Raw genomic sequence first — 20375 nt, 5'->3', positions numbered from 1 at the left:
TTTATATTTGTCATTAATCAAATTAAATCGTAACTCATTGAATACCATTGTAGGAACATACGAATGTAAAGCAGATTCTAAAGGAAGGCTCATGATGCCGGTGTCCTTGAAGAATCAGTTGGCAGCATCGTTGCAAGATGGTTTCGTGTTAAAGCGTTCTGTTTTTCAGCAATGTTTGGAGTTGTATCCGATGAGTGAGTGGAATTTGATGATGCAAAAAATCAACAAGCTAAATCGTTTTGTAAAAAAGAATAATGATTTTATTCGTCGTTTTACTGCTGGTGTTCGAGTGGTAGAAATTGATGCTACAGGACGTTTGTTGGTGCCAAAAGATTTGGCATTTTTTGCTTCGATTTCAAAAGATATTGTGCTGTCTTCGGCGGTGAATATCATTGAGATCTGGGATAAAGAGTTGTATGAAAAAGCAATTGATGACTCGGTTGTTGATTTTGCAGATTTAGCAGAAGACGTAATGGGTGATTTAAATTTCGACGAAAATGGAATATCATAATCCAGTATTATTAAAAGAGACAGTCGATGGTTTAAATATTAAACCCGATGGAGTATATGTAGATGTGACGTTTGGTGGTGGCGGTCATTCCAGAGAGATTTTGTCACGACTTGGGCCAAACGGAAAATTGTTTGCCTTCGATCAAGACGAAGATGCCTGGCTAAACGCTATTGATGACGAGCGATTTACTTTGATAAAAGAAAACTTCCGATATATTAAAAACTTCCTTCGATTTTATGGAATCAAAAAAGTCGACGGAATACTGGCAGATTTGGGAGTTTCCTCACATCAGTTTGATGTCCCAGAGCGAGGGTTTTCCACGCGATTCGATGCCGAACTAGATATGCGAATGAGTAAAAAAAATGACTTGAGCGCATTTAAGGTGGTTAACGAATACGACGAAACAAATTTACGTCGTATTTTTTTAGAATATGGTGAACTAAAAAATGCGCCAGCAATTGCTAGAACCATCATTGAAGCACGTGAAAAAGAAACGATTGTCAATACCGAGGATTTGAAGCAAGTGTTGAGTCGGTTTTTACCCGCTCATAAATCACATAAGATTTTGGCACAAATGTACCAGGCGATTCGTATTGAGGTGAATCAAGAAATGGAAGTGTTGAAAGAGTTTTTGCAACAATCTTTGGAAGTTTTAAATGAAAGCGGACGATTGAGTGTGATTTCATACCATTCATTAGAAGACCGTTTGGTAAAGCGATACATGAAAAACGGAATGTTTGAAGGAGAACCAGAACGCGATTTTTTCGGGCGCTTTGAAGTACCGTTTACATTGATTGGAAAATTAATTGTTCCTACTGACGCCGAGATTAAAATAAACAACCGTGCTCGAAGTGCAAAGCTTCGTATTGCGGAGAAGAAATAATAATGAAGAGTAAAATATTCAACATATTAAAAGCAAGATTTCTCTTGAATGAAGATGCTACCAAAAATTGGCGGTTTATCTTGTTTTTGTTGGTGTTGGCTATAATTATGATTGCAAATACACACAGCTATGAGAAAAAAGTATTTCAAATAGCAGCGTTGACCAATGAAGTGAAAGAATTGCGTTCGGAGTTTGTCGATCGCCGTTCGGAATTAATGAAAATAAAGATGGAATCATCGGTGGCAGAACAAATGGTAGAAAAAGAAATTCTACCCTCATCGGTACCACCCAAAAAAATAAAAGTAGCAAAAGAAAAATCGTCCTGGGATAAACTATGGCAGTAGAAAATAGAAATATTTTAAATCGTATTTACCTCATTGCATTGGTAATTTTAATCATGGCTTCGGCGGTGGGTATAAAATTGACCAATATTCAATGGGTGGAAGGCGACTATTACCGAAAGTTGGCCAAAGAACGTACGATTAAAAGATTCGTTATTCCTGCCAATAGAGGAAATGTCTATTCTTCAGATGGAAGTTTGTTAGCGACCTCAATTCCAGAATATACCATTCGTTTTGATGCTGTGGCTCCTTCGGAAGAAAATTTTGATAAGCATGTAGAGGCTTTGTCTGATTCTCTAGTAATCTTATTGAAAAAGCCAAGTGGCACTATTTTAAACGAATTCCGCAAAGCAAGAGCGCATAAAAACCGTTATTTTTTGGTGGCTAATAAATTGAGTTTTACAGAGTACATGACGATTAAAAGTTTTCCTTTATTCAATTTGGGTGCATACAAAGGCGGAATGATTACCGAGCAAAAAACAGTACGAGAACATCCTATTGGTAAAATTGCAGAAAGAACGATTGGTTATGAGCGTTTCAACGATGCAGGGAAATTAACGCGTGTGGGGATTGAAGGTGCTTTTGGGCAGTATCTTAATGGAAAAGATGGTGAAATTTTAAAGCAAAAAATCGCCAAAGGACAATGGAAACCAATTCGCGATAACAATGAAGTGGAACCACGCGATGGATATGATATTGTCTCTACGATTGATGTGTATGTTCAAGATATTGCGCACCATGCCTTGTTGAAACAATTACAAGAATATGAAGCCGATCACGGTTGTGTGGTAGTGATGGAAACCAAAACAGGAGCGGTGAAAGCCATTTCCAATTTAGGCCGCGCAAAAGACGGAACTTATTATGAAACGATTAATTATGCTGTCGGTGAATCACACGAACCGGGATCTACCTTCAAATTAGTCGATTTGATTGCGCTTTTGGATGATAAAAAAATAGATACAAGTAAAATATATGATAGTCATGGAGGTGTAATTACTTACCGTGGAAAAAAAGTTAAAGATTCGCATGATGGTGGTTATGGTAAGATCTCGTTAGCACGTGGTTTTGAAGTGTCATCAAATACTATAATGGTGCAAGCCGTTTATGAGAATTATAAATCTAACCCAAAACAGTTTGTTGATCGAATCAATAATATGGGATTAAATAAGCCACTTGGCTTGCCGTTTAAAGGAGAGGGAATTCCTAAAATACCACAACCAGGCAAAGACTGGAACGGACTCTCTCTTCCTTGGATGGCATTTGGTTACGGAGTGTCGGTAACACCATTACAAACGTTAACCTTGTACAACGCGATTGCCAATAATGGTGAAATGATCAAGCCAATCTTTGTGCAAGAAGTAAAAGAATGGAATAAAACGATAAAAAAATATGAGAAGCAAGTGATTAATCCGAAGATATGTTCGGATGAAACGCTTTTAAAAGTGCGTGCCGTATTGCAAAATGTGGTAAAAAAAGGAACGGCTTCCAAATTGTATTCGAAAGATTTTTCTATGGCAGGAAAAACAGGAACAGCTCAAGTCGATTATCATAAAGGGGATGCACACATGTATTATGCTTCTTCTTTTACAGGATATTTCCCAGCCGAAAATCCTAAGTATTCGTGTATTGTAGTAGTGCATAAGCCGAATACTTCCAAAAATAATTACTACGGAGCTGATGTGGCAGGACCTGTATTTAAGCGTATTGCGCAAAAAGTATTTACCGATGTGCCATCGACCAATGAAATAAAAGATTTAAAAAAGAAATTCAAAAATCAAGAAAACAGTTACATCACGTACAATGACAAACTGAATAAAAAACCAACGGTTATTCCAAATTTAAAAGGAATGCCAGGAATGGATGCCGTTGCATTACTGGAAAACTTGAATATGAAAGTAAAAGTAATCGGCTTTGGAAAAGTGAAAAAACAATCCATTTTACCAGGTCAACCGATTTTGAAAAACAATACCATAATTTTAGAATTGTCATAAATGAAGGCAAAAGACATCTTATATAAAGTAGCTATTGAAGCGGTTCACGGGTCAACCGATGTTACCGTGAATGCGATTCATTTTGATTCTCGAAAAATTGAGTCTAATAATGTTTTCGTGGCGATAAAAGGAACTTTGTCTGATGGACATTCGTTTATAGATAAAGCGATTTCAATGGGTGCCTCGGTAATTGTTTGCGAAGAGTTACCAGCCAATTTGTTGTCGCAAATTACTTACGTACAAGTAAAAGATACCAATGAAGCTTTGGCACATTTGGCGACTAATTTTTATGATAATCCTTCTCAAAAAATAAGTTTGGTAGGGGTTACCGGAACGAATGGAAAAACAACCATCGCTTCACTGTTATATCAAATGTTTAAAAAAGCAGGCTATAAAGTAGGATTGCTTTCTACAGTTAAAATAATGGTCGATGAAGTGGAACTTAAAGCAACGCATACTACTCCCGATTCGTTAACCATAAATTATTATTTAAATGAAATGGTGGAATCCGGTTGTGACTACTGTTTTATGGAAGTAAGTTCGCATGGTATACATCAAAAACGCACCGAAGGCTTGCATTTTGTTGGGGGTGTTTTTACCAATTTGTCACACGATCATTTAGATTATCACCCCACTTTCGCAGATTATCGCGATGTGAAAAAATCTTTTTTCGATAATTTGCCAAAATCGGCATTTGCGATTACCAATATCGATGATAAGAATGGAGCCGTAATGCTTCAAAATACGCAAGCCAGAAAGTTGACCTATGCGTTAAAAACCTATGCCGATTATAAAGCGATAATTCTGGAAAATCAACTTACAGGATTACAACTTAAAATCAACGAGCAAGAAGTGTGGACACGCCTAATCGGAACTTTTAATGCCTATAATTTACTAGCCATTTATGCGGTTGCGATTGAATTGGGAATTGAAAAATTAGATGCCCTGCGACTGTTGTCGGAATTGGAAAGTGTGTCCGGACGTTTTCAATTTATTGTTTCTGCAGCCAAAATCACCGCTATTGTGGATTATGCACACACGCCCGATGCTTTGGAAAATGTTTTGAAAACCATCAACGATATCCGAACCAAAAACGAACAATTAATTACCATTGTGGGTTGCGGTGGCGATCGAGACAAAACCAAACGACCAATCATGGCCAAAATTGCTTCCGAAATGAGCGATAAGGTGGTGCTAACTTCCGATAATCCAAGAACCGAAGATCCAGAAGTAATTCTTCAGGAAATGGAAGCCGGAATTTCAGCCGAAAACTATAAAAAATACGTGTCCATTTTAGACAGAAAACAAGCGATTAAAACCGCTTGTCAAATGGCCAATACAAATGATATTATTCTAATTGCTGGAAAAGGACACGAAACGTATCAGGAGATTAATGGCGTTCGTCATGATTTTGATGATATGAAAATCGTAAATGAAATTTTAGATCAACTCAATAAATAAACCAACCAAACCAAAATAAATTAAAGATGTTATATTACTTATTTGAATATCTAGACAAAATACTCGACGTTCCAGGAACGGGAGTTTTTCAATACATCACCTTTCGATCGGCGTTGGCTATTATCATGTCATTGTTGTTATCTACTATTTATGGAAAACGTGTAATCAATTATTTACGTCGTCAGCAAATAGGAGAAACAGTTCGTGAATTAGGTTTGGAAGGACAAAATGAAAAAGCGGGTACGCCAACAATGGGAGGATTGATTATTATTTTCTCTACCTTGATTCCCGTAATTTTATTGGCGAAATTGGATAATATTTACATCATTCTTTTAATCGTAACCACCCTTTGGATGGGACTTATTGGGTTTTTAGATGACTATATTAAAATATTCAAAAAAGATAAAGCAGGTTTAAAAGGAATTTTTAAAGTAATTGGTCAAGTTGGATTGGGTATTATTGTGGGGGCAACGTTGTATTTTCATCCTGGAGTAACCGTTCGTAAAGATTCGGTGCCGACAAAAATTGAAATCAATTCGACTCAAAATACCATAAACCCAGTTTCGTTAGAAGAAAAATCGACTGCAACTACCATTCCTTTCTTTAAAAACAATGAGTTTGATTATGCGGAAGTACTTTCCTTTATGGGAGACGGATACGAAAATTGGGCTTGGTTGATTTTTATTCCTGTCGTAATTTTTATTATCACAGCCGTTTCTAATGGCGCCAATTTAACCGATGGAATTGACGGATTGGCAGCCGGAACTTCGGCCATATCCGTAGTCGCACTTGGTGTGTTCACCTTTGTTTCGGGTAATATTATTTTCTCCGATTACCTTAATATTATGTTTATTCCCAATTCGGGTGAAATGACGGTATTTATTGCGGCTTTTGTAGGAGCATTGGTTGGATTTTTATGGTACAACAGTTATCCAGCAGCCGTTTTCATGGGAGATACAGGAAGTTTAACTATTGGTGGAATTATCGCCGTTTTAGCGATTGCTGTTCGTAAAGAAATGCTGATCCCGGTGATCTGCGGAATCTTTTTGGCTGAAAATTTATCGGTAGTGATTCAGGTGGCTTATTTCAAATACACTAAAAAGAAGTATGGCGAAGGGCGTCGTATTTTCTTAATGTCGCCTTTACATCACCACTATCAAAAGAAAGGGTATCACGAAAGTAAAATCGTAACGCGTTTCTGGATTGTCGGAATTTTGCTAGCTATTGTATCTATTGTAACACTAAAACTGAGATAGGATGAGATTAGTAATTCTTGGTGGAGGAGAAAGTGGTGTAGGTACTGCTATTCTTGGAAAGAAAAAAGGATATGAAGTTTTTGTGTCCGATTTCGGAAAGATTAAAAATAATTATAAAGAAGTATTATCGCTTCATAAAATAAAATTTGAAGACGAAAAGCATACAGAAGAGTTAATTCTGAATGCTGATGTAGTGATGAAAAGTCCGGGTATTCCTGACAAAGCGCCCATCATTAAAAAATTAATCGAAAAAAACGTTCCTATCCTTTCTGAAATCGAATTCACGAATCAGTTTACAGATGCGATTACCATTGGAATTACCGGAAGTAACGGTAAAACCACAACGACAATGATGACCTACCACTTGTTAAAACAAGGAGGGCTAAATGTTGGTCTAGCCGGAAATATTGGTAAAAGTTATGCCTGGCAAGTAGCGGAAGGGAAATACGATACCTATGTTTTGGAATTGAGCAGTTTTCAGTTGGATGGTGTAGAAACCTATAAACCACACATTGCTATAATTACCAATATAAGCCCAGATCATTTAGATCGATATGAATATAAATTCGAAAATTATATTGCTTCGAAATTTCGAATTACGATGAATCAAACCGAAGAAGATTATTTGATTTATGATGCCGATGACGAAGCCATCACCAATTGGTTGCAAAACAATACAACCAGAGCAAAGTTAATTCCGTTTTCCATTTCAAAACCATTGGATTTCGGAGCCTTTTTAGAAGACAACAATATTAATTTCAATACCACAAACGAACCCTTTGTTATGCCAACAAATCAATTATCATTAGAAGGAAAGCACAATGTAAAAAATGCAATGGCTGCGGCTACAGTTGCACAACTTTTAAAAATCAGAAAAGAGACCATTCGTGAAAGCTTATCCGATTTTCAAGGGGTTGAACATCGTTTGGAGAAAGTACTAAAAATTCAAAATGTGCAATATATCAACGACTCTAAAGCGACTAATGTAAATGCTACCTTTTTTGCTTTAGACAGTATGACGACCCCAACAGTTTGGATTGTAGGAGGTGTAGACAAAGGAAATGACTATACAGAATTGATGCCGTTGGTGAATGAAAAAGTAAAGGCTATTATTTGTTTGGGAATTGATAATGCTAAAATAATTGATGCTTTTGCAGATGTTGTAGATGTATTAATTGAATCTTCAAATATGGCAGATGCCGTGCGTCAAGCCAATAGAATTGCAGAAAAAGGAGATACTGTTTTATTGTCGCCAGCTTGTGCTAGTTTCGATTTGTTTGAAAACTATGAAGACAGAGGTCGTCAATTCAAACATGCCGTTCAAAATTTATAAAAACTAAAGTTAACGATGAAAGAGTTTGTACAGAATTTAAAAGGAGATAAAGTCATCTGGTCATTTGTGGCCTTGTTGGCGCTATTTTCATTTATGCCTGTATATAGCGCAAGTAGTAATTTGGCTTATTTAAAAAATGGATCGGGAAATACATTGGTGTATTTGATCAAGCATTTTGTGCACTTGGTGATGGGTTTTACGATTATGTACCAAGTGCAAAAAGTCCCTTACCATTATTTTAGAAGTTTGTCTAGGGTATTATTGCCTTTAGCTTGGGTGTTGTTGTTTTATACTTTGTTAAAAGGAACAGTGATTGATGGAGCCAATGCGAGCCGTTGGATTCAAGTGCCGTTTTTAGGAATCACTTTTCAGCCCTCAGCTTTTGCTTCCATGACTTTATTGATTTTTGTGGCGCGATATTTATCCAAAACAGAAGTGGAAGACATGACTTTTCAAAATTCTTTTGTATCACTTTGGATTCCCGTTTTTATTACCTTAGGATTGATATTTCCTGCCAATTTTTCTACCGCAGCGTTAATCTTTTCCATGGTTTTAATGTTGGCTTTTATTGGAAATTACCCCATTAAAAATATCGGAATTATCCTCGGAATGGGGCTCGGATTTGCCTTATTCTTTGTGGTTTTGGTGAAAGCATTTCCCGATGCATTTCCGAATCGTGTGGATACTTGGATGAGTCGTATCGATAATTTTACGTCTGATAAAAGCGATCCAGACGAAGATTATCAAATCGAAAAAGCGAAAACAGCCATTGCTACCGGTGGTGTATACGGATTAGGTCCTGGGAAAAGTATTCAAAAGAACTTTTTACCACAATCGTCTTCCGATTTTATTTTTGCTATTATTATTGAAGAATTTGGATTGTTTGGCGGTTTTGTCATCATCTTTTTATATCTGATGCTGTTTATCCGATTCGTTATTGCTTCCTATAAAGCGCCTACGATGTTCGGAAAATTAATTGTCGTCGGACTCGGGTTTCCTATTATTTTTCAAGCGTTTATTAATATGGGTGTTGCGGTCGAATTATTGCCAACCACAGGACAAACCTTGCCGTTAATCAGTAGTGGGGGAACTTCTATATGGATGACCTGTGCGGCTATCGGAATTATTATAAATGTGACGAAAAAAGAAGAAGAAATCGCACAAGAAACTATCGAAAAACAACAACGCGAAGAGGCATTACAAAAACTAATTGACAAGCAATTAGCGGAAGATAAAGAAGCAACAGAATCAGTTGAAGAAAATTATTCAATCACTGATAGTGCTGTCAATCCAATGAATGCAGTTTTAAATAAATAATGTATGAAGGAGAATCCAAAATTCATAATCAGCGGAGGCGGTACAGGAGGACACATCTATCCTGCAATTGCCATTGCAAATGAGTTGAAAGCTCGTTTTCCTAAAGCGGATATTCTTTTTGTAGGAGCCAGCGATAAAATGGAAATGCAAAAAGTGCCTCAAGCGGGTTATCCTATCAAAGGATTATGGATTGCGGGAATTCAGCGAAAATTGACTTTGCAAAATGCGATGTTTCCGTTGAAGTTGATTTCAAGTTTGGCTAAATCTTTCAGAATAATCAAAAGTTTTAAACCCGATGTGGTCATCGGTACTGGAGGTTTCGCGAGTGGAGCGGTTTTGAAAGTTGCTTCTATGATGGGAATTCCAACGGTTATACAAGAACAAAATTCCTATCCAGGAATCACCAATAAATTATTGAGTAAAAAAGCGAATAAAATTTGTGTCGCTTACGAAAATTTGGAACGATTTTTTCCTAAAGAAAATATGATACTTACCGGTAATCCGGTACGTCAAGATTTACTTTCGGTTGCCGAAAAAAAAGCAGAAGCATTAGACTATTTCAAGTTAGATACAAGTAAAAAGACGTTGCTGGTTTTAGGTGGAAGTTTGGGAGCGCGAAGAGTAAATCAATTAATTGCTAAAGAAATCGATTGGTTGTTAGGGCAAGGTATTCAAGTGATTTGGCAATGTGGTAAATTGTATTTCGACGAATACAAACATTTCGGAGAGAAAGAAGGAGTCCAAGTGCTTTCGTTTATTGATCGAATGGATTTGGTGTATGCTTCAGCCGATTTTGTGATTTCACGTTCCGGTGCTTCATCCGTTTCGGAATTGTGTTTGGTAGGAAAGCCGGTTGTGTTTATTCCGTCACCTAACGTCGCTGAAGACCATCAAACCAAAAATGCGCAAGCAATTGTTGACAAGCATGGCGCGATTTTGTTGAAAGAAAAAGAATTAGACGATCAATTTGAAATTGTTTTTGAAGTTTTATTGAACGATAAAGGAAAACAAGAAAGTTTAAGCGAAAATATAAAAATGTTGGCCTTGCCTAATGCAACGCAGCAAATAGCGGATGAAATAATCAAATTAATTAAATAGCAATATTGAAAATTGAAATTGGCATTGCGATTTAAAATTGAAATTAAAAATGAATCTAAATCAAATACATAACGTTTATTTTATAGGCATCGGAGGGATCGGAATGAGTGCTCTGGCTCGTTATTTTAAATTCATCGGGAAAAATGTATCGGGTTACGATAAGACCCCTACAATGTTGACAGATGAGTTGGTGGCTAGCGGTATTGCGATTCATTTTGAAGATGCTATTGATCAGATTCCGAAAGAATATTTGGTGGAAAATACATTGGTAATTATCACACCGGCGGTTCCAAAATCGCATTCGGAATGGAATTACTTTCTTGAAAGAGATTTTGTCGTTAAAAAACGTGCAGAAGTCCTAGGGATCATCACTAAAGACACCTATTGTTTTGCAGTAGCGGGGACGCATGGAAAAACCACTACCTCTAGTATTTTAGGACATGTTTTATACGAATGTGGTGTTGATGTTACGGCGTTCTTGGGTGGAATTGTAGAAAATTACAACTCGAACCTTATCGGAACAGGGAAAACAGTGACGGTGGTAGAAGCAGATGAATTTGATCGTTCCTTCCTTCATTTGCATCCCGATATGGCTTGTATTACTTCCATGGATGCTGATCATTTGGATATTTATGGCGATGATGATGCTATCAAAGCTTCTTTCAGAGAATTTGCCGATAAAGTAGCAGATAAAAATAAATTATTTGTCATCAATGGCTTGCCACTCGACGGAATTACTGTTGGGGCCAATGACGACTCAAAAGTAGTGGCACACAACATTAGAATTATTAACGGTTGGTACGTTTTTGATGTAACCACACCCACTGAAGAAATAAAAGATATAAAATTCGGATTACCAGGAAAGCACAACTTAACCAACGCGTTGCTTGCTTTGGCAATGGCAAGATCGTTCGGTACCCCAACCGCCGCTATTGCTGAAGCGTTAGCAACATTCAAAGGTGTAAAACGCCGTTTTTCGTTCCAAATCAGAAAGCCTGAATTTGTGTATATTGATGATTATGCCCACCATCCAACTGAAATCAATGCGGTGCATCAAGCCGTAAGAGAGTTGTATCCAGGGAAAAAAGTGTTGGCTGTTTTTCAACCGCATTTGTTTAGCAGAACCAAAGATTTTGCTGATGATTTTGCTAAAAGTTTGTCGCAATTTGATGAAATATTGCTGATGGAAATTTATCCCGCACGTGAACTTCCAATGGAAGGAATTACCTCGCAATGGTTGTTGGATAAAATAGAAAATAAAAACAAAAGGTTAGTTCAAAAAAAGGAACTTATTAATTTGTTAAAATTGTCAGATGCACCTGTAATTGTTACAATAGGAGCAGGTGATGTAGGTGAAATGGTTCCAGAAATAAAAAAAGCACTAGATGCGTAAAAATTGGTTCATAAATATTCAATTAATTGCCATTTTAGGATTGGTTGTTTTTTTGTATTCGTTTACTTCCAAAAGAAATGAAAACAGAAAAATTGGGAAACCTGCCATCGAAATTTTGGATGCGAATAACCCGTTTATCACTTCCGAAATGGTTAATAAGTTGTTAATAGAAAGTTTTGGAGGCACTTCTACTATCCGAAAAGAAAAATTAGATTTGAAAAATATTGAGCAAACCATCAATAAACACAGTCTGATAGATCATTCTGAGGTGTATGTGAGTGTTGATGGGAAGTTAAAAACAGTAATAACTCAGAAGACCCCAATCGCAAGAGTTTTTGACGAAAACAGTTCTTTTTATATTGATTATAAAGGGAATAGAATGCCACTGTCTCAAAATTTTAGTGCACGAGTACCGCTTGTTTATGGTGATATGAATAACACCTATAGCAAGAATTTTGTGTCGCTTTTACAGATGGTTCATAAAGATGATTTTTTGAAAAAAAACATCATTGGTATGACCATTTCGGCGGATGGTAGCATAGTTATGAAGAATAGAAATTATGGTTATGATATAATTTTCGGCAGAACCATTCACATGGAACGAAAATTTAATAACTATAAAGCATTTTTTCAAAAAGCGGTACAAGACACTTTGTTGGATTCATATAAAACAATCAATCTGAAGTTTACCAAACAAGTGGTTTGTACAAAATAATTGAGTATGGAAAGAGAGAATATAGCAGTAGGACTTGATATCGGAACGACCAAAATCGTTGCGATGATAGGCAAGAAAAATGAATATGGGAAGCTTGAAATTTTAGGCGTAGGGAAGTCTAAAAGTCTCGGTGTGGCTAGAGGTGTTGTAAATAATATTACTCAAACCATTCAATCTATACAAGAAGCAATTGCTTTGGCAGAAGAGGATTCTGGATATAAAATTAAAGATGTGGTAGTCGGTATTGCTGGACAGCACATTCGCAGTATTCAACACAGCGATTATATCTCTAGACCGAATGCAGAGGAAGTAATAAGCGAAAAAGATATTGACGTTCTTATCGGACAGGTGCAAAAATTAGCCATGCTTCCAGGAGAAGAAATTATTCATGTTTTGCCTCAAGAATTTAAAATTGATGGGGAAGCGGAAATAAAAGAACCAATTGGGATGTACGGAGGTCGTTTAGAGAGCAGTTTCCACGTGGTTGTGGGACAAGCTTCTTCTATTCGAAATGTAGGAAGATGTATCAAAAGCGCTGGTTTAGACTTGTCAGGATTAACCCTTGAGCCATTAGCTTCGGCCGATGCAGTATTAAGCCAAGAAGAAAAGGAAGCAGGAGTAGCCTTGATTGATATAGGTGGTGGAACAACAGATTTGGCGATTTTTAAAGACGGAATTATTCGTCATACCGCAGTAGTGCCTTTTGGAGGAAATGTAATTACTGAGGATATCAAAGAAGGTTGTTCGATTATCGAGAAACAAGCGGAATTGCTAAAAGTGAAATTTGGTTCCGCGTGGCCAGGTGAAAATAAAGAAAACGAGATTGTTTCGATTCCAGGGTTACGTGGAAGAGATCCAAAAGAAATTTCGCTTAAAAACTTGTCTAAAATAATTCACGCTCGTGTAGTGGAAATTATTGAGCAAGTATATACTGAAATAAAAGCGTACGGTCATGAAGATCCACGTAAAAAACTAATTGCAGGTATTGTTTTAACCGGTGGAGGTTCACAATTAAAACATATCAAACAATTGGTAGAGTACATCACCGGTATGGATACTCGAATTGGTTATCCTAACGAGCATTTGGCAGGAAATTCAAACGAAGAAATTTCCAGTCCACTGTATGCAACAGCGGTTGGATTGGTGATGAACAGTGTTCGAAATAACACGATGAGTGCAGTGCCTCAGGACAATTATATTCCGGAGCCGGTTTTGGTGCAAAAGCCAACGGTTGCCGAACAGCAAATTATCCAACAGGAAGTAGAACGTGTTTTAGAAGAAGAAAAACAAGCCGATTCTAAAACAACCGAAAGAACGATTCGAAAATCATTTTTCGACAAGTACATTGATAAAATTAAAGATTTTTTAGACAACGCTGAGTAATTCAGAATAGTCACTTATAATACACAAACAAAAAAACCAAATAGTATGGAAAGCAACTCAGAATTTGGAAGCATTTCATTCGACTTGCCTAAAAACCAATCGAATGTAATTAAAGTTATCGGAGTAGGTGGCGGTGGTAGTAATGCCATCAACCACATGTTTAAACAAGGAATCAAAGGGGTAGATTTCATCGTTTGTAATACTGATTCTCAGGCATTACAAAACAGTCCAGTGCCTAATAAAATTCAGTTGGGGGTTAACCTAACTGAAGGATTAGGAGCCGGAGCGAACCCTGATGTTGGACAACAATCAGCGCTTGAAAGTATTGAGGATATCGAGAAAATGCTGGATGCCAATACCAAAATGGTTTTCATTACTGCGGGTATGGGTGGTGGTACCGGTACAGGTGCAGCGCCAGTAATTGCTCAGTTAGCTAAAGAAAGAGACATTTTAACGGTGGGTATTGTAACGATTCCATTCCAGTTTGAAGGAAAAATCCGTGGAGAGCAAGCTTTACTTGGAGTTGAAAAATTAAGAAAACAAGTTGATTCGTTAATTGTAATCAATAACAATAAATTAAGAGAAGTATACGGAAATCTTGGCTTTAAAGCAGGTTTCTCAAAAGCTGATGAAGTATTAGCAACGGCATCTCGTGGTATTGCCGAAGTAATTACACATCACTATACTCAAAATATCGATTTAAAAGATGCCAAAACAGTGCTTTCAAATAGTGGTACTGCCATTATGGGATCTGCTATGGCTGAAGGGGAAGAAAGAGCAAAAGATGCTATCGTATCTGCTTTAGATTCGCCACTTTTAAATGACAATAAAATTACGGGTGCCAAAAACGTATTGTTGCTTATCGTTTCTGGTTCTAGTGAAATTACTATTGACGAAATTGGAGAAATCAATGATTATATCCAAAACGAAGCAGGTCACAACGCCAACATCATTATGGGGGTTGGTGAAGATGAAACGCTTGGTGATAAAATAGCAGTAACGATTATTGCAACTGGGTTTTGCGTAGAACAACAAGCAGAAATTGTCAATACGGAACCAAGAAAAATTATTCACGCTTTAGAAGACGAACAAAAATTAGTTCAAAATTTAACGCAAAAATTTGAAGCGCAAGGATTTGATTTTTCTTCCAATGTAGTGGCAACTCCAGTGGCTGAAATACCTTCTACTCCAGTAGTGGAAGACAAAATTGTGTTTTCGTTAGAGGAAGAAATTCCTGTAGTGCAAGAGCCTACTTTTACAATGGATTTAGTGCCAACATCAGAATTTATTAAAAATTTAGATGTGACTTTTGAAATTGTTTCGGCTAAGGAAATCAAGGAGAGCGAATTTTATTTCACCACTCCAGAAGTTAAAGAAATTGAGAATAGTGACTATGTGAAACAAATTGAAGTAATTGATCCTCAATTTGTGGTTGCAGAGCCAGAACAAATTACTTTTTCTTTCGATTTGCCAATTGCTAAAGTAGAAACACCTTCAATCAATACAGACCGATTGATTTTTGATTTAACAAACGAAATCAAAGAGATTAAAGTGAACGAAGCGGTAGAATTTGTCCCTGTGACTGAAGTGACTCAAAACGGAGTAATCAAACATTCGTTAGAGGAATACATGGAGATCGAAAATCAATTTGTACAAGCTAAAAAAGAAGAGCCAATTGTAGAAAAAGTGCCTGAAGAATTGAATATTACAATGAAACAGGTGGAAACATTTACACCAAATTCTTTTGCAAACGAAGCCATTTCTCCCACGGAAATGTCCATCGAAGAGTCTTTAAAATTAAGAGCAGAAGAACGTCGTCGTAAAATGAAAGAATTCAATTATAAATTTCATAACAATGCGGCACGTGTGGATGAGTTTGAAAAAGTACCAGCATACAAGCGCATGGGAATTGATGTAACCAGCAATGGTATCGAAAATAACCAATCTAGAATGTCTCTAGGAATTGATAGTAACGATGACGTACAGTTGCGTTCAAACAATTCGTTCCTACACGACAATGTAGATTAACTAACTCAAATCAAATAGTGGTAACCCGAAATTTCTAATGATTTTTCGGGTTATTTTTTTAACTTCGCATTCGTTTATTGAAGACAAATTGTTTTACTTTTTTGTGTCAAATAACTGAATAATTAAATAACCGAATCAACGATTCATCAAATAAACAAAACATGAGTTTATCAGCAAAAATAATGGACGAAATGAAAAATGCAATGCGTACCAAAGACACCATTGCATTAGAAGCATTACGCGCCATCAAGTCAGAATTATTATTGGCAGCCACTGCATCTGGTAGTAAAGAAGAGCTAGCGGAAGCCGATGAAATCAAAATTTTACAAAAATTGGTAAAAATGCGTAAAGACAGCGCGGGAATTTTTACCGAGCAAAACCGCCCTGATTTAGCCGAACCAGAATTGGCACAAATCGCGGTGATTGAGAAATTCTTACCAGTACAATTATCGGAAGCAGAAGTAGAAACAATTGTAGCTAAAATTATTGCAGAAACTGGAGCATCAGGAATTGCTTCCATGGGAAAAGTAATGGGATTAGCTTCAGCACAAATTGGCGGACAAGCTGAAGGAAAAACCATTTCTACTATTGTTAAAAAACTTTTAGTCTAGATTACTTAGACTGACTTAGAAAATTAGACTTCTTAGATGTTTAAAATCTAAAAATCTAAGAAGTCTAACGATCTAAACTGGCCTCGTAGTTCAACTGGATAGAATATCAGATTTCGGCTCTGAGGGTTGGGGGTTCGAATCCCTTCGAGGTCACATTTGAAATTAAAAGGAGGACAGCCAGTGGCTGTCAGGTGTTTTTAGTTTTCGTATGTAAAACAACAAAATGTTATAATTGTAATATTTTATTGTAACATAAAAAATAAACTTGTGAAAAGCTATAAATATTCTGCTAATAATTATATTTTTGTTTGATAATTGAAATACACATAAAATGAACATACCAACTAATTTAAAGTACACAAAAGATCACGAATGGGTTAGCATCGATGGCGATGTGGTAACTGTAGGAATTACCGATTTCGCTCAAAAAGAATTGGGAGACATCGTATATGTTGAAGTAGATACCTTAGATCAAACCTTAGCAAAAGACGAAGTTTTTGGTACAGTTGAAGCTGTAAAAACGGTTTCCGATTTATTCTTGCCACTTTCTGGAGAAATCATTGAATTTAACGACGAGTTAGAGTCGAACCCAGAATTAGTCAATTCAGATCCTTATGGTGCTGCATGGATGGTTAAGGTAAAAATATCTGATGCTTCCGAAATCGATAGTTTATTATCAAGCGATGATTATAAAAACCTTATCGGAGCCTAATAAAAAATCTTTTTGGATTGCTTCCTTTTGGACCCTTTTAATTCTTTTTTTGAGTTTTAAAAATCCTTCAAACATTCCAAATATAGATATACCAAATATTGACAAAGTAGTACATTTTATGTTCTACTTTGTCTTTGTTTTTTTATGGTACCGCTATTTGTATTTTCTCAAGAAAACGAAAACCATTTATGTTTTTATATTGGTAGTTATAGCAATACTATTGGGGATTCTTATTGAATTTGGACAGGAATGTTTTACGCTAACGCGTCAAGCCGATTTTTTTGATGTTGTAGCGAATTCGTTAGGAAGTATCGTTGGTGTTTTTATGTCATTTATACTGATGAATAAAGAAAGGTTCAAATAAGCACTTGCTTTCAAAGGTTTTTTCTATTTTTATACTCTAATTACTTCTGAAATGAATATCAAACAATATTTAGATTCTACGTATTTGAAAACGGCAGAACAAGCAAATCTTACGGAAGAAGAAAACACTTTGGTGGTAAAAGCAAGTATTCAAGAGGCTATCGATGAGGCGTTTAAGTTAATTATGATTCGGCCAGAACATATTAAAATGGCTCGAAAAATGATTGAAGATGCGCATTCCAAAGTAGTAATTGGAACGGTAATCGATTTCCCTTTTGGAACAGCCTCAATAGAAAATAAAATAAATGAAGCCGAATATGCGATAAAAGACGGGGTTGATGAGCTGGATTTTGTGGTAAATTACGAAGCATTCAAAAATGGCGATACACATCTGATTAAAGATGAAGTGATAGCGTGTACTCGCTTAGGGTTAACGCATCATAAAGTAGTGAAATTTATCATTGAAGTAGCGGCATTGTCTGACGATCAAATTATTCAAATTTCTTCACTCATTAAAAATACTGTGGTGGCCCATTTTGATGAAAAGGATTACCATAACGTCTTTGTGAAGTCATCAACAGGTTTCTATAAAACACGTGACGGTTTGCCTAATGGAGCTACAGTTCCCACGATAACTTTAATGCTGGAAAATGCACATCCATTACCAATAAAAGCGGCTGGTGGCGTTCGTACACTGGCAGAAGCATTGGAAATGATAAATTTGGGTGTAAAGCGCATTGGAACTTCGGGCGCAAAAACCATTGCCAACGGTAATACTACCGAAGGAGGTTATTAATCTAAAAGTAAATATGAAAAAAATAATTTTAGCAACACTGCTTTTTTTTGCTGTTCAGATTGAATTTGCTCAAGTGGGTAGTCAAGAAAAACCACCTGTGTTTCCGTCTTGTCAAAGTTCGATGAATAGCGATTTGGTGCAGTGTTTTTACAATCAATTGCAGGATTTTGTATACAATAATTTTAAAGTTCCAGAAATTGTCAACCAAAAAGGATTTAAAGGCAAAGTAATCACTTTGTTTGAAGTGGATGAAAATGGTACCTTCAAAGTATTGTATGTGGATGCTGTATATCCTGAGTTGATTGAAGAATCCAAAAGAGTTTTTTCAACGTTGCCTAAAATTGAACCAGCCACCTATAATGGAAAGCCAACTTTTGCAAAATATACCTTGACTACAATGATTCCATTGCAAAGCCCTGCGCAAATGCAAGCAGAAGCTGAGGCGGATAAAATGATAGAAGCGAAAAAAGTGGCACTGAAAGCCGAAAATCCAGAATACGATAAAGTAGAAAAAGAATATCAAAAATTTGAAAATCCACAATTCTCAAGTCATTTAAACATCCCGTTTTCACATAGTTATTATGCGCAATTTGATGGAAATCTAAATCAAGTAGGAACAAATAATCATACGGCTTCTAAACCCTTGACTTATGATGAAGTAGCAAAGTATTTTGATTTTAAAGAAGTCAATGAAAAATTACAATTAAATAAAACTAGTTGGTGGGGAAGAAAAATTTTCAACGAAAATGTAGTTGCAATCCAAACGAAAGACTATTGGTTTACCATGAATCCTATTTGGGATTTACGATTGGGGAAATCTTCTCCCGATGTGGGCCGATTAACCTACAACAACACGAGAGCTCTGCAAATTCAAGGAGGTTTAGGAACGCAAATTAATTTTACCACCACCATATTTGAAACACAAGGATTTTATGCTGGTTATTATAATAGATTAGCAAATTCATTAAAGCCTTCAGGAGGTAACCCGGCCATATTGCCTGGAATCGGAATCGCAAAAGATTTCAAAGGAATTCAATACGATTTGCCTTCTGCGGATGCCAATATTACGTTTACGCCAAATAAAACCATGAATTTTCAGTTGGGTTACAGTCGTAATTTTATTGGGGATGGGTATCGTTCTATTTTTGAGGGGGATGGTGCTAGTCCGTATCCGTTTTTTAAAATCAATACCACTTTCTGGAAAATAAAATATACCAATACCTATATGTGGCTTAAAGATGTTCGTCCTGATGCAACGTTGGAAAGAACTTACACCACCAAATACATGGCTAATCATTATTTGAGTTGGAATGCTACCAAACGATTAAATATCGGATTTTTCGAATCGGTGGTTTGGACCAATACAAACAATAGAGGTTTTGATGTCAATTTTGTGAATCCAATTATTTTTTATCGTTCGGTAGAGTTTTCCTCTTCCGCGAGAAGTGGGAATGCTGCTTTAGGATTAACTGGTAAATACAAATGGAACAACAGTATTAATTTGTACAGTCAGTTTTTTATAGATGAATTTGCGGTTAGTGATATGTTTGGTGGTGAAAAAAGCTGGCGAAATAAAATTGGAGCCCAATTTGGAGCGAAATATTACAATGCTTTTGGGGTTAAAAATTTATATTTGCAAGGCGAGTATAATTTAGTGCGTCCTTATGTGTATTCGCATAGTGAAATAGTAACCAATTACGGCCATAACAATCAAAGTATGGGACATAATTGGGGTTCGAATTTTAGAGAATTAGTTGGAATTGCGCGTTACAACAAAGGAAGGTTGTTTGCAGATGCTAAATTCAATTTTGGAGTGCGAGGCTTTGATTTTGACACCACTACTGATGCTAAAAATTACGGTAGTAATATTTACAAAGATTATGATGAGACTAGAGCTTACGAAAAAGGGGTTGCCATAGGAAACGGTAACAAAGCCACCATCATGATCGCCGATTTAAACGCTGGTTATTTGGTAAATCCAAATGCTAATTTGAAGGTGTTTGCTAATTTTATGTACCGTAGTTTCTCTCCAAATGTAAATACAGCCACAGTTTTTAAAGAAAACACGACTTGGTTTTCTATTGGATTGCGTTCGGATGTATTTAATTGGTATTTTGATTATTAAAAATTACATTCTATAAATTTGATTTTTCATTTTCCTTATCCCTATCTTTGCACCGATT

18 protein-coding genes and 1 tRNA gene are annotated in these 20375 nt (G+C 36.3%); all 19 read left to right on the top strand.

All coding sequences use genetic code 11. The annotated features are described in order from the left end of the window. Positions 1–37 precede the first annotated feature (37 nt). Positions 38–511 (top strand): division/cell wall cluster transcriptional repressor MraZ, encoded by a 474-nt coding sequence (gene mraZ, locus EQG63_RS01550; RefSeq protein ID WP_129433724.1) that lies wholly within the window; start codon positions 38–40, stop codon positions 509–511. Further along, positions 486–1394 carry a 16S rRNA (cytosine(1402)-N(4))-methyltransferase RsmH gene (gene rsmH / locus EQG63_RS01545; RefSeq protein WP_206733256.1) on the top strand — a complete coding sequence of 303 codons (909 nt, stop codon included), beginning with the start codon at positions 486–488 and terminating at the stop codon, positions 1392–1394. The genes mraZ and rsmH overlap by 26 nt, the downstream gene beginning before the upstream one ends. Positions 1395–1396: 2 nt before the next feature. Beyond that, positions 1397–1738 (top strand): FtsL-like putative cell division protein, encoded by a 342-nt coding sequence (locus EQG63_RS01540; protein ID WP_129433720.1) that lies wholly within the window; start codon positions 1397–1399, stop codon positions 1736–1738. Further along, the gene (locus EQG63_RS01535) at positions 1729–3726 is read left to right on the top strand and encodes a penicillin-binding protein (RefSeq protein WP_129433718.1); all 1998 of its coding nucleotides are present in this window, start codon (positions 1729–1731) and stop codon (positions 3724–3726) included. Before EQG63_RS01540 ends, EQG63_RS01535 begins: the two co-directional genes overlap by 10 nt. Further along, positions 3727–5187, top strand: a complete 1461-nt coding sequence (locus EQG63_RS01530; protein WP_129433716.1) for a UDP-N-acetylmuramoyl-L-alanyl-D-glutamate--2,6-diaminopimelate ligase — start codon at positions 3727–3729, stop codon at positions 5185–5187. It abuts the gene before it with no gap. 26 nt (positions 5188–5213) lie between these two features. Continuing rightward, positions 5214–6443, top strand: a complete 1230-nt coding sequence (gene mraY / locus EQG63_RS01525; RefSeq protein ID WP_129433714.1) for a phospho-N-acetylmuramoyl-pentapeptide-transferase — start codon at positions 5214–5216, stop codon at positions 6441–6443. Position 6444: 1 nt separating this feature from the next. Further along, on the top strand, positions 6445–7776 hold the full coding sequence (murD, locus tag EQG63_RS01520; protein WP_129433712.1) for a UDP-N-acetylmuramoyl-L-alanine--D-glutamate ligase: 1332 nt from the start codon (positions 6445–6447) through the stop codon (positions 7774–7776). Positions 7777–7791: 15 nt separating this feature from the next. Beyond that, complete coding sequence (locus EQG63_RS01515; protein WP_129433710.1) at positions 7792–9093, top strand: FtsW/RodA/SpoVE family cell cycle protein; 1302 nt, start codon at positions 7792–7794, stop codon at positions 9091–9093. A 3-nt stretch (positions 9094–9096) separates the two neighbouring features. Next, positions 9097–10191 carry an undecaprenyldiphospho-muramoylpentapeptide beta-N-acetylglucosaminyltransferase gene (murG, locus tag EQG63_RS01510; protein WP_129433707.1) on the top strand — a complete coding sequence of 365 codons (1095 nt, stop codon included), beginning with the start codon at positions 9097–9099 and terminating at the stop codon, positions 10189–10191. A gap of 49 nt (positions 10192–10240) precedes the next feature. Further along, complete coding sequence (gene murC, locus EQG63_RS01505; protein ID WP_129433705.1) at positions 10241–11584, top strand: UDP-N-acetylmuramate--L-alanine ligase; 1344 nt, start codon at positions 10241–10243, stop codon at positions 11582–11584. Next, positions 11577–12299 carry a cell division protein FtsQ/DivIB gene (locus EQG63_RS01500; RefSeq protein ID WP_129433703.1) on the top strand — a complete coding sequence of 241 codons (723 nt, stop codon included), beginning with the start codon at positions 11577–11579 and terminating at the stop codon, positions 12297–12299. The genes murC and EQG63_RS01500 overlap by 8 nt, the downstream gene beginning before the upstream one ends. 6 nt (positions 12300–12305) lie before the next feature. Continuing rightward, on the top strand, positions 12306–13682 hold the full coding sequence (gene ftsA, locus EQG63_RS01495; protein ID WP_164974436.1) for a cell division protein FtsA: 1377 nt from the start codon (positions 12306–12308) through the stop codon (positions 13680–13682). A gap of 45 nt (positions 13683–13727) precedes the next feature. Then, positions 13728–15710 (top strand): cell division protein FtsZ, encoded by a 1983-nt coding sequence (gene ftsZ, locus EQG63_RS01490; RefSeq protein WP_129433699.1) that lies wholly within the window; start codon positions 13728–13730, stop codon positions 15708–15710. A 161-nt stretch (positions 15711–15871) separates the two neighbouring features. Further along, complete coding sequence (locus EQG63_RS01485) at positions 15872–16321, top strand: GatB/YqeY domain-containing protein (protein ID WP_129433697.1); 450 nt, start codon at positions 15872–15874, stop codon at positions 16319–16321. 79 nt (positions 16322–16400) lie between these two features. Beyond that, positions 16401–16474 (top strand) — tRNA-Arg (locus EQG63_RS01480). Positions 16475–16652: 178 nt separating this feature from the next. Continuing rightward, entirely contained in the window at positions 16653–17033 is a 381-nt protein-coding gene (gcvH, locus tag EQG63_RS01475) for a glycine cleavage system protein GcvH (protein WP_129433694.1), read from the top strand. Next, positions 16972–17397, top strand: a complete 426-nt coding sequence (locus tag EQG63_RS01470; protein ID WP_317125534.1) for a VanZ family protein — start codon at positions 16972–16974, stop codon at positions 17395–17397. Before gcvH ends, EQG63_RS01470 begins: the two co-directional genes overlap by 62 nt. Before the next feature lie 51 nt (positions 17398–17448). Then, entirely contained in the window at positions 17449–18192 is a 744-nt protein-coding gene (deoC, locus tag EQG63_RS01465) for a deoxyribose-phosphate aldolase (RefSeq protein ID WP_129433690.1), read from the top strand. 13 nt (positions 18193–18205) lie between these two features. Next, positions 18206–20317, top strand: coding sequence for an energy transducer TonB (locus tag EQG63_RS01460; RefSeq protein ID WP_129433688.1), 2112 nt, complete (start codon positions 18206–18208; stop codon positions 20315–20317). Positions 20318–20375 lie beyond the last annotated feature (58 nt).

Source organism: Flavobacterium amnicola, from assembly GCF_004122165.1.
Taxonomy (GTDB): domain Bacteria; phylum Bacteroidota; class Bacteroidia; order Flavobacteriales; family Flavobacteriaceae; genus Flavobacterium; species Flavobacterium amnicola.
Note: the sequence above shows the minus strand (reverse complement) of the source record. Positions and strands in the feature narration are given on the sequence as shown.

Excerpts from the sequence above, each read along its gene's own strand:
- deoC (WP_129433690.1), top strand. The coding sequence starts at position 17,449 with ATGAATATCAAACAATATTTAGATTCTACGTATTTGAAAACGGCAGAA.
- EQG63_RS01530 (WP_129433716.1), top strand. The coding sequence starts at position 3,727 with ATGAAGGCAAAAGACATCTTATATAAAGTAGCTATTGAAGCGGTTCAC.
- mraY (WP_129433714.1), top strand. The coding sequence starts at position 5,214 with ATGTTATATTACTTATTTGAATATCTAGACAAAATACTCGACGTTCCA.
- murG (WP_129433707.1), top strand. The coding sequence starts at position 9,097 with ATGAAGGAGAATCCAAAATTCATAATCAGCGGAGGCGGTACAGGAGGA.
- gcvH (WP_129433694.1), top strand. The coding sequence starts at position 16,653 with ATGAACATACCAACTAATTTAAAGTACACAAAAGATCACGAATGGGTT.
- EQG63_RS01515 (WP_129433710.1), top strand. The coding sequence starts at position 7,792 with ATGAAAGAGTTTGTACAGAATTTAAAAGGAGATAAAGTCATCTGGTCA.
- EQG63_RS01535 (WP_129433718.1), top strand. The coding sequence starts at position 1,729 with ATGGCAGTAGAAAATAGAAATATTTTAAATCGTATTTACCTCATTGCA.
- EQG63_RS01485 (WP_129433697.1), top strand. The coding sequence starts at position 15,872 with ATGAGTTTATCAGCAAAAATAATGGACGAAATGAAAAATGCAATGCGT.
- EQG63_RS01540 (WP_129433720.1), top strand. The coding sequence starts at position 1,397 with ATGAAGAGTAAAATATTCAACATATTAAAAGCAAGATTTCTCTTGAAT.
- murD (WP_129433712.1), top strand. The coding sequence starts at position 6,445 with ATGAGATTAGTAATTCTTGGTGGAGGAGAAAGTGGTGTAGGTACTGCT.
- EQG63_RS01500 (WP_129433703.1), top strand. The coding sequence starts at position 11,577 with ATGCGTAAAAATTGGTTCATAAATATTCAATTAATTGCCATTTTAGGA.
- EQG63_RS01460 (WP_129433688.1), top strand. The coding sequence starts at position 18,206 with ATGAAAAAAATAATTTTAGCAACACTGCTTTTTTTTGCTGTTCAGATT.
- ftsA (WP_164974436.1), top strand. The coding sequence starts at position 12,306 with ATGGAAAGAGAGAATATAGCAGTAGGACTTGATATCGGAACGACCAAA.
- EQG63_RS01470 (WP_317125534.1), top strand. The coding sequence starts at position 16,972 with ATGCTTCCGAAATCGATAGTTTATTATCAAGCGATGATTATAAAAACC.
- ftsZ (WP_129433699.1), top strand. The coding sequence starts at position 13,728 with ATGGAAAGCAACTCAGAATTTGGAAGCATTTCATTCGACTTGCCTAAA.
- murC (WP_129433705.1), top strand. The coding sequence starts at position 10,241 with ATGAATCTAAATCAAATACATAACGTTTATTTTATAGGCATCGGAGGG.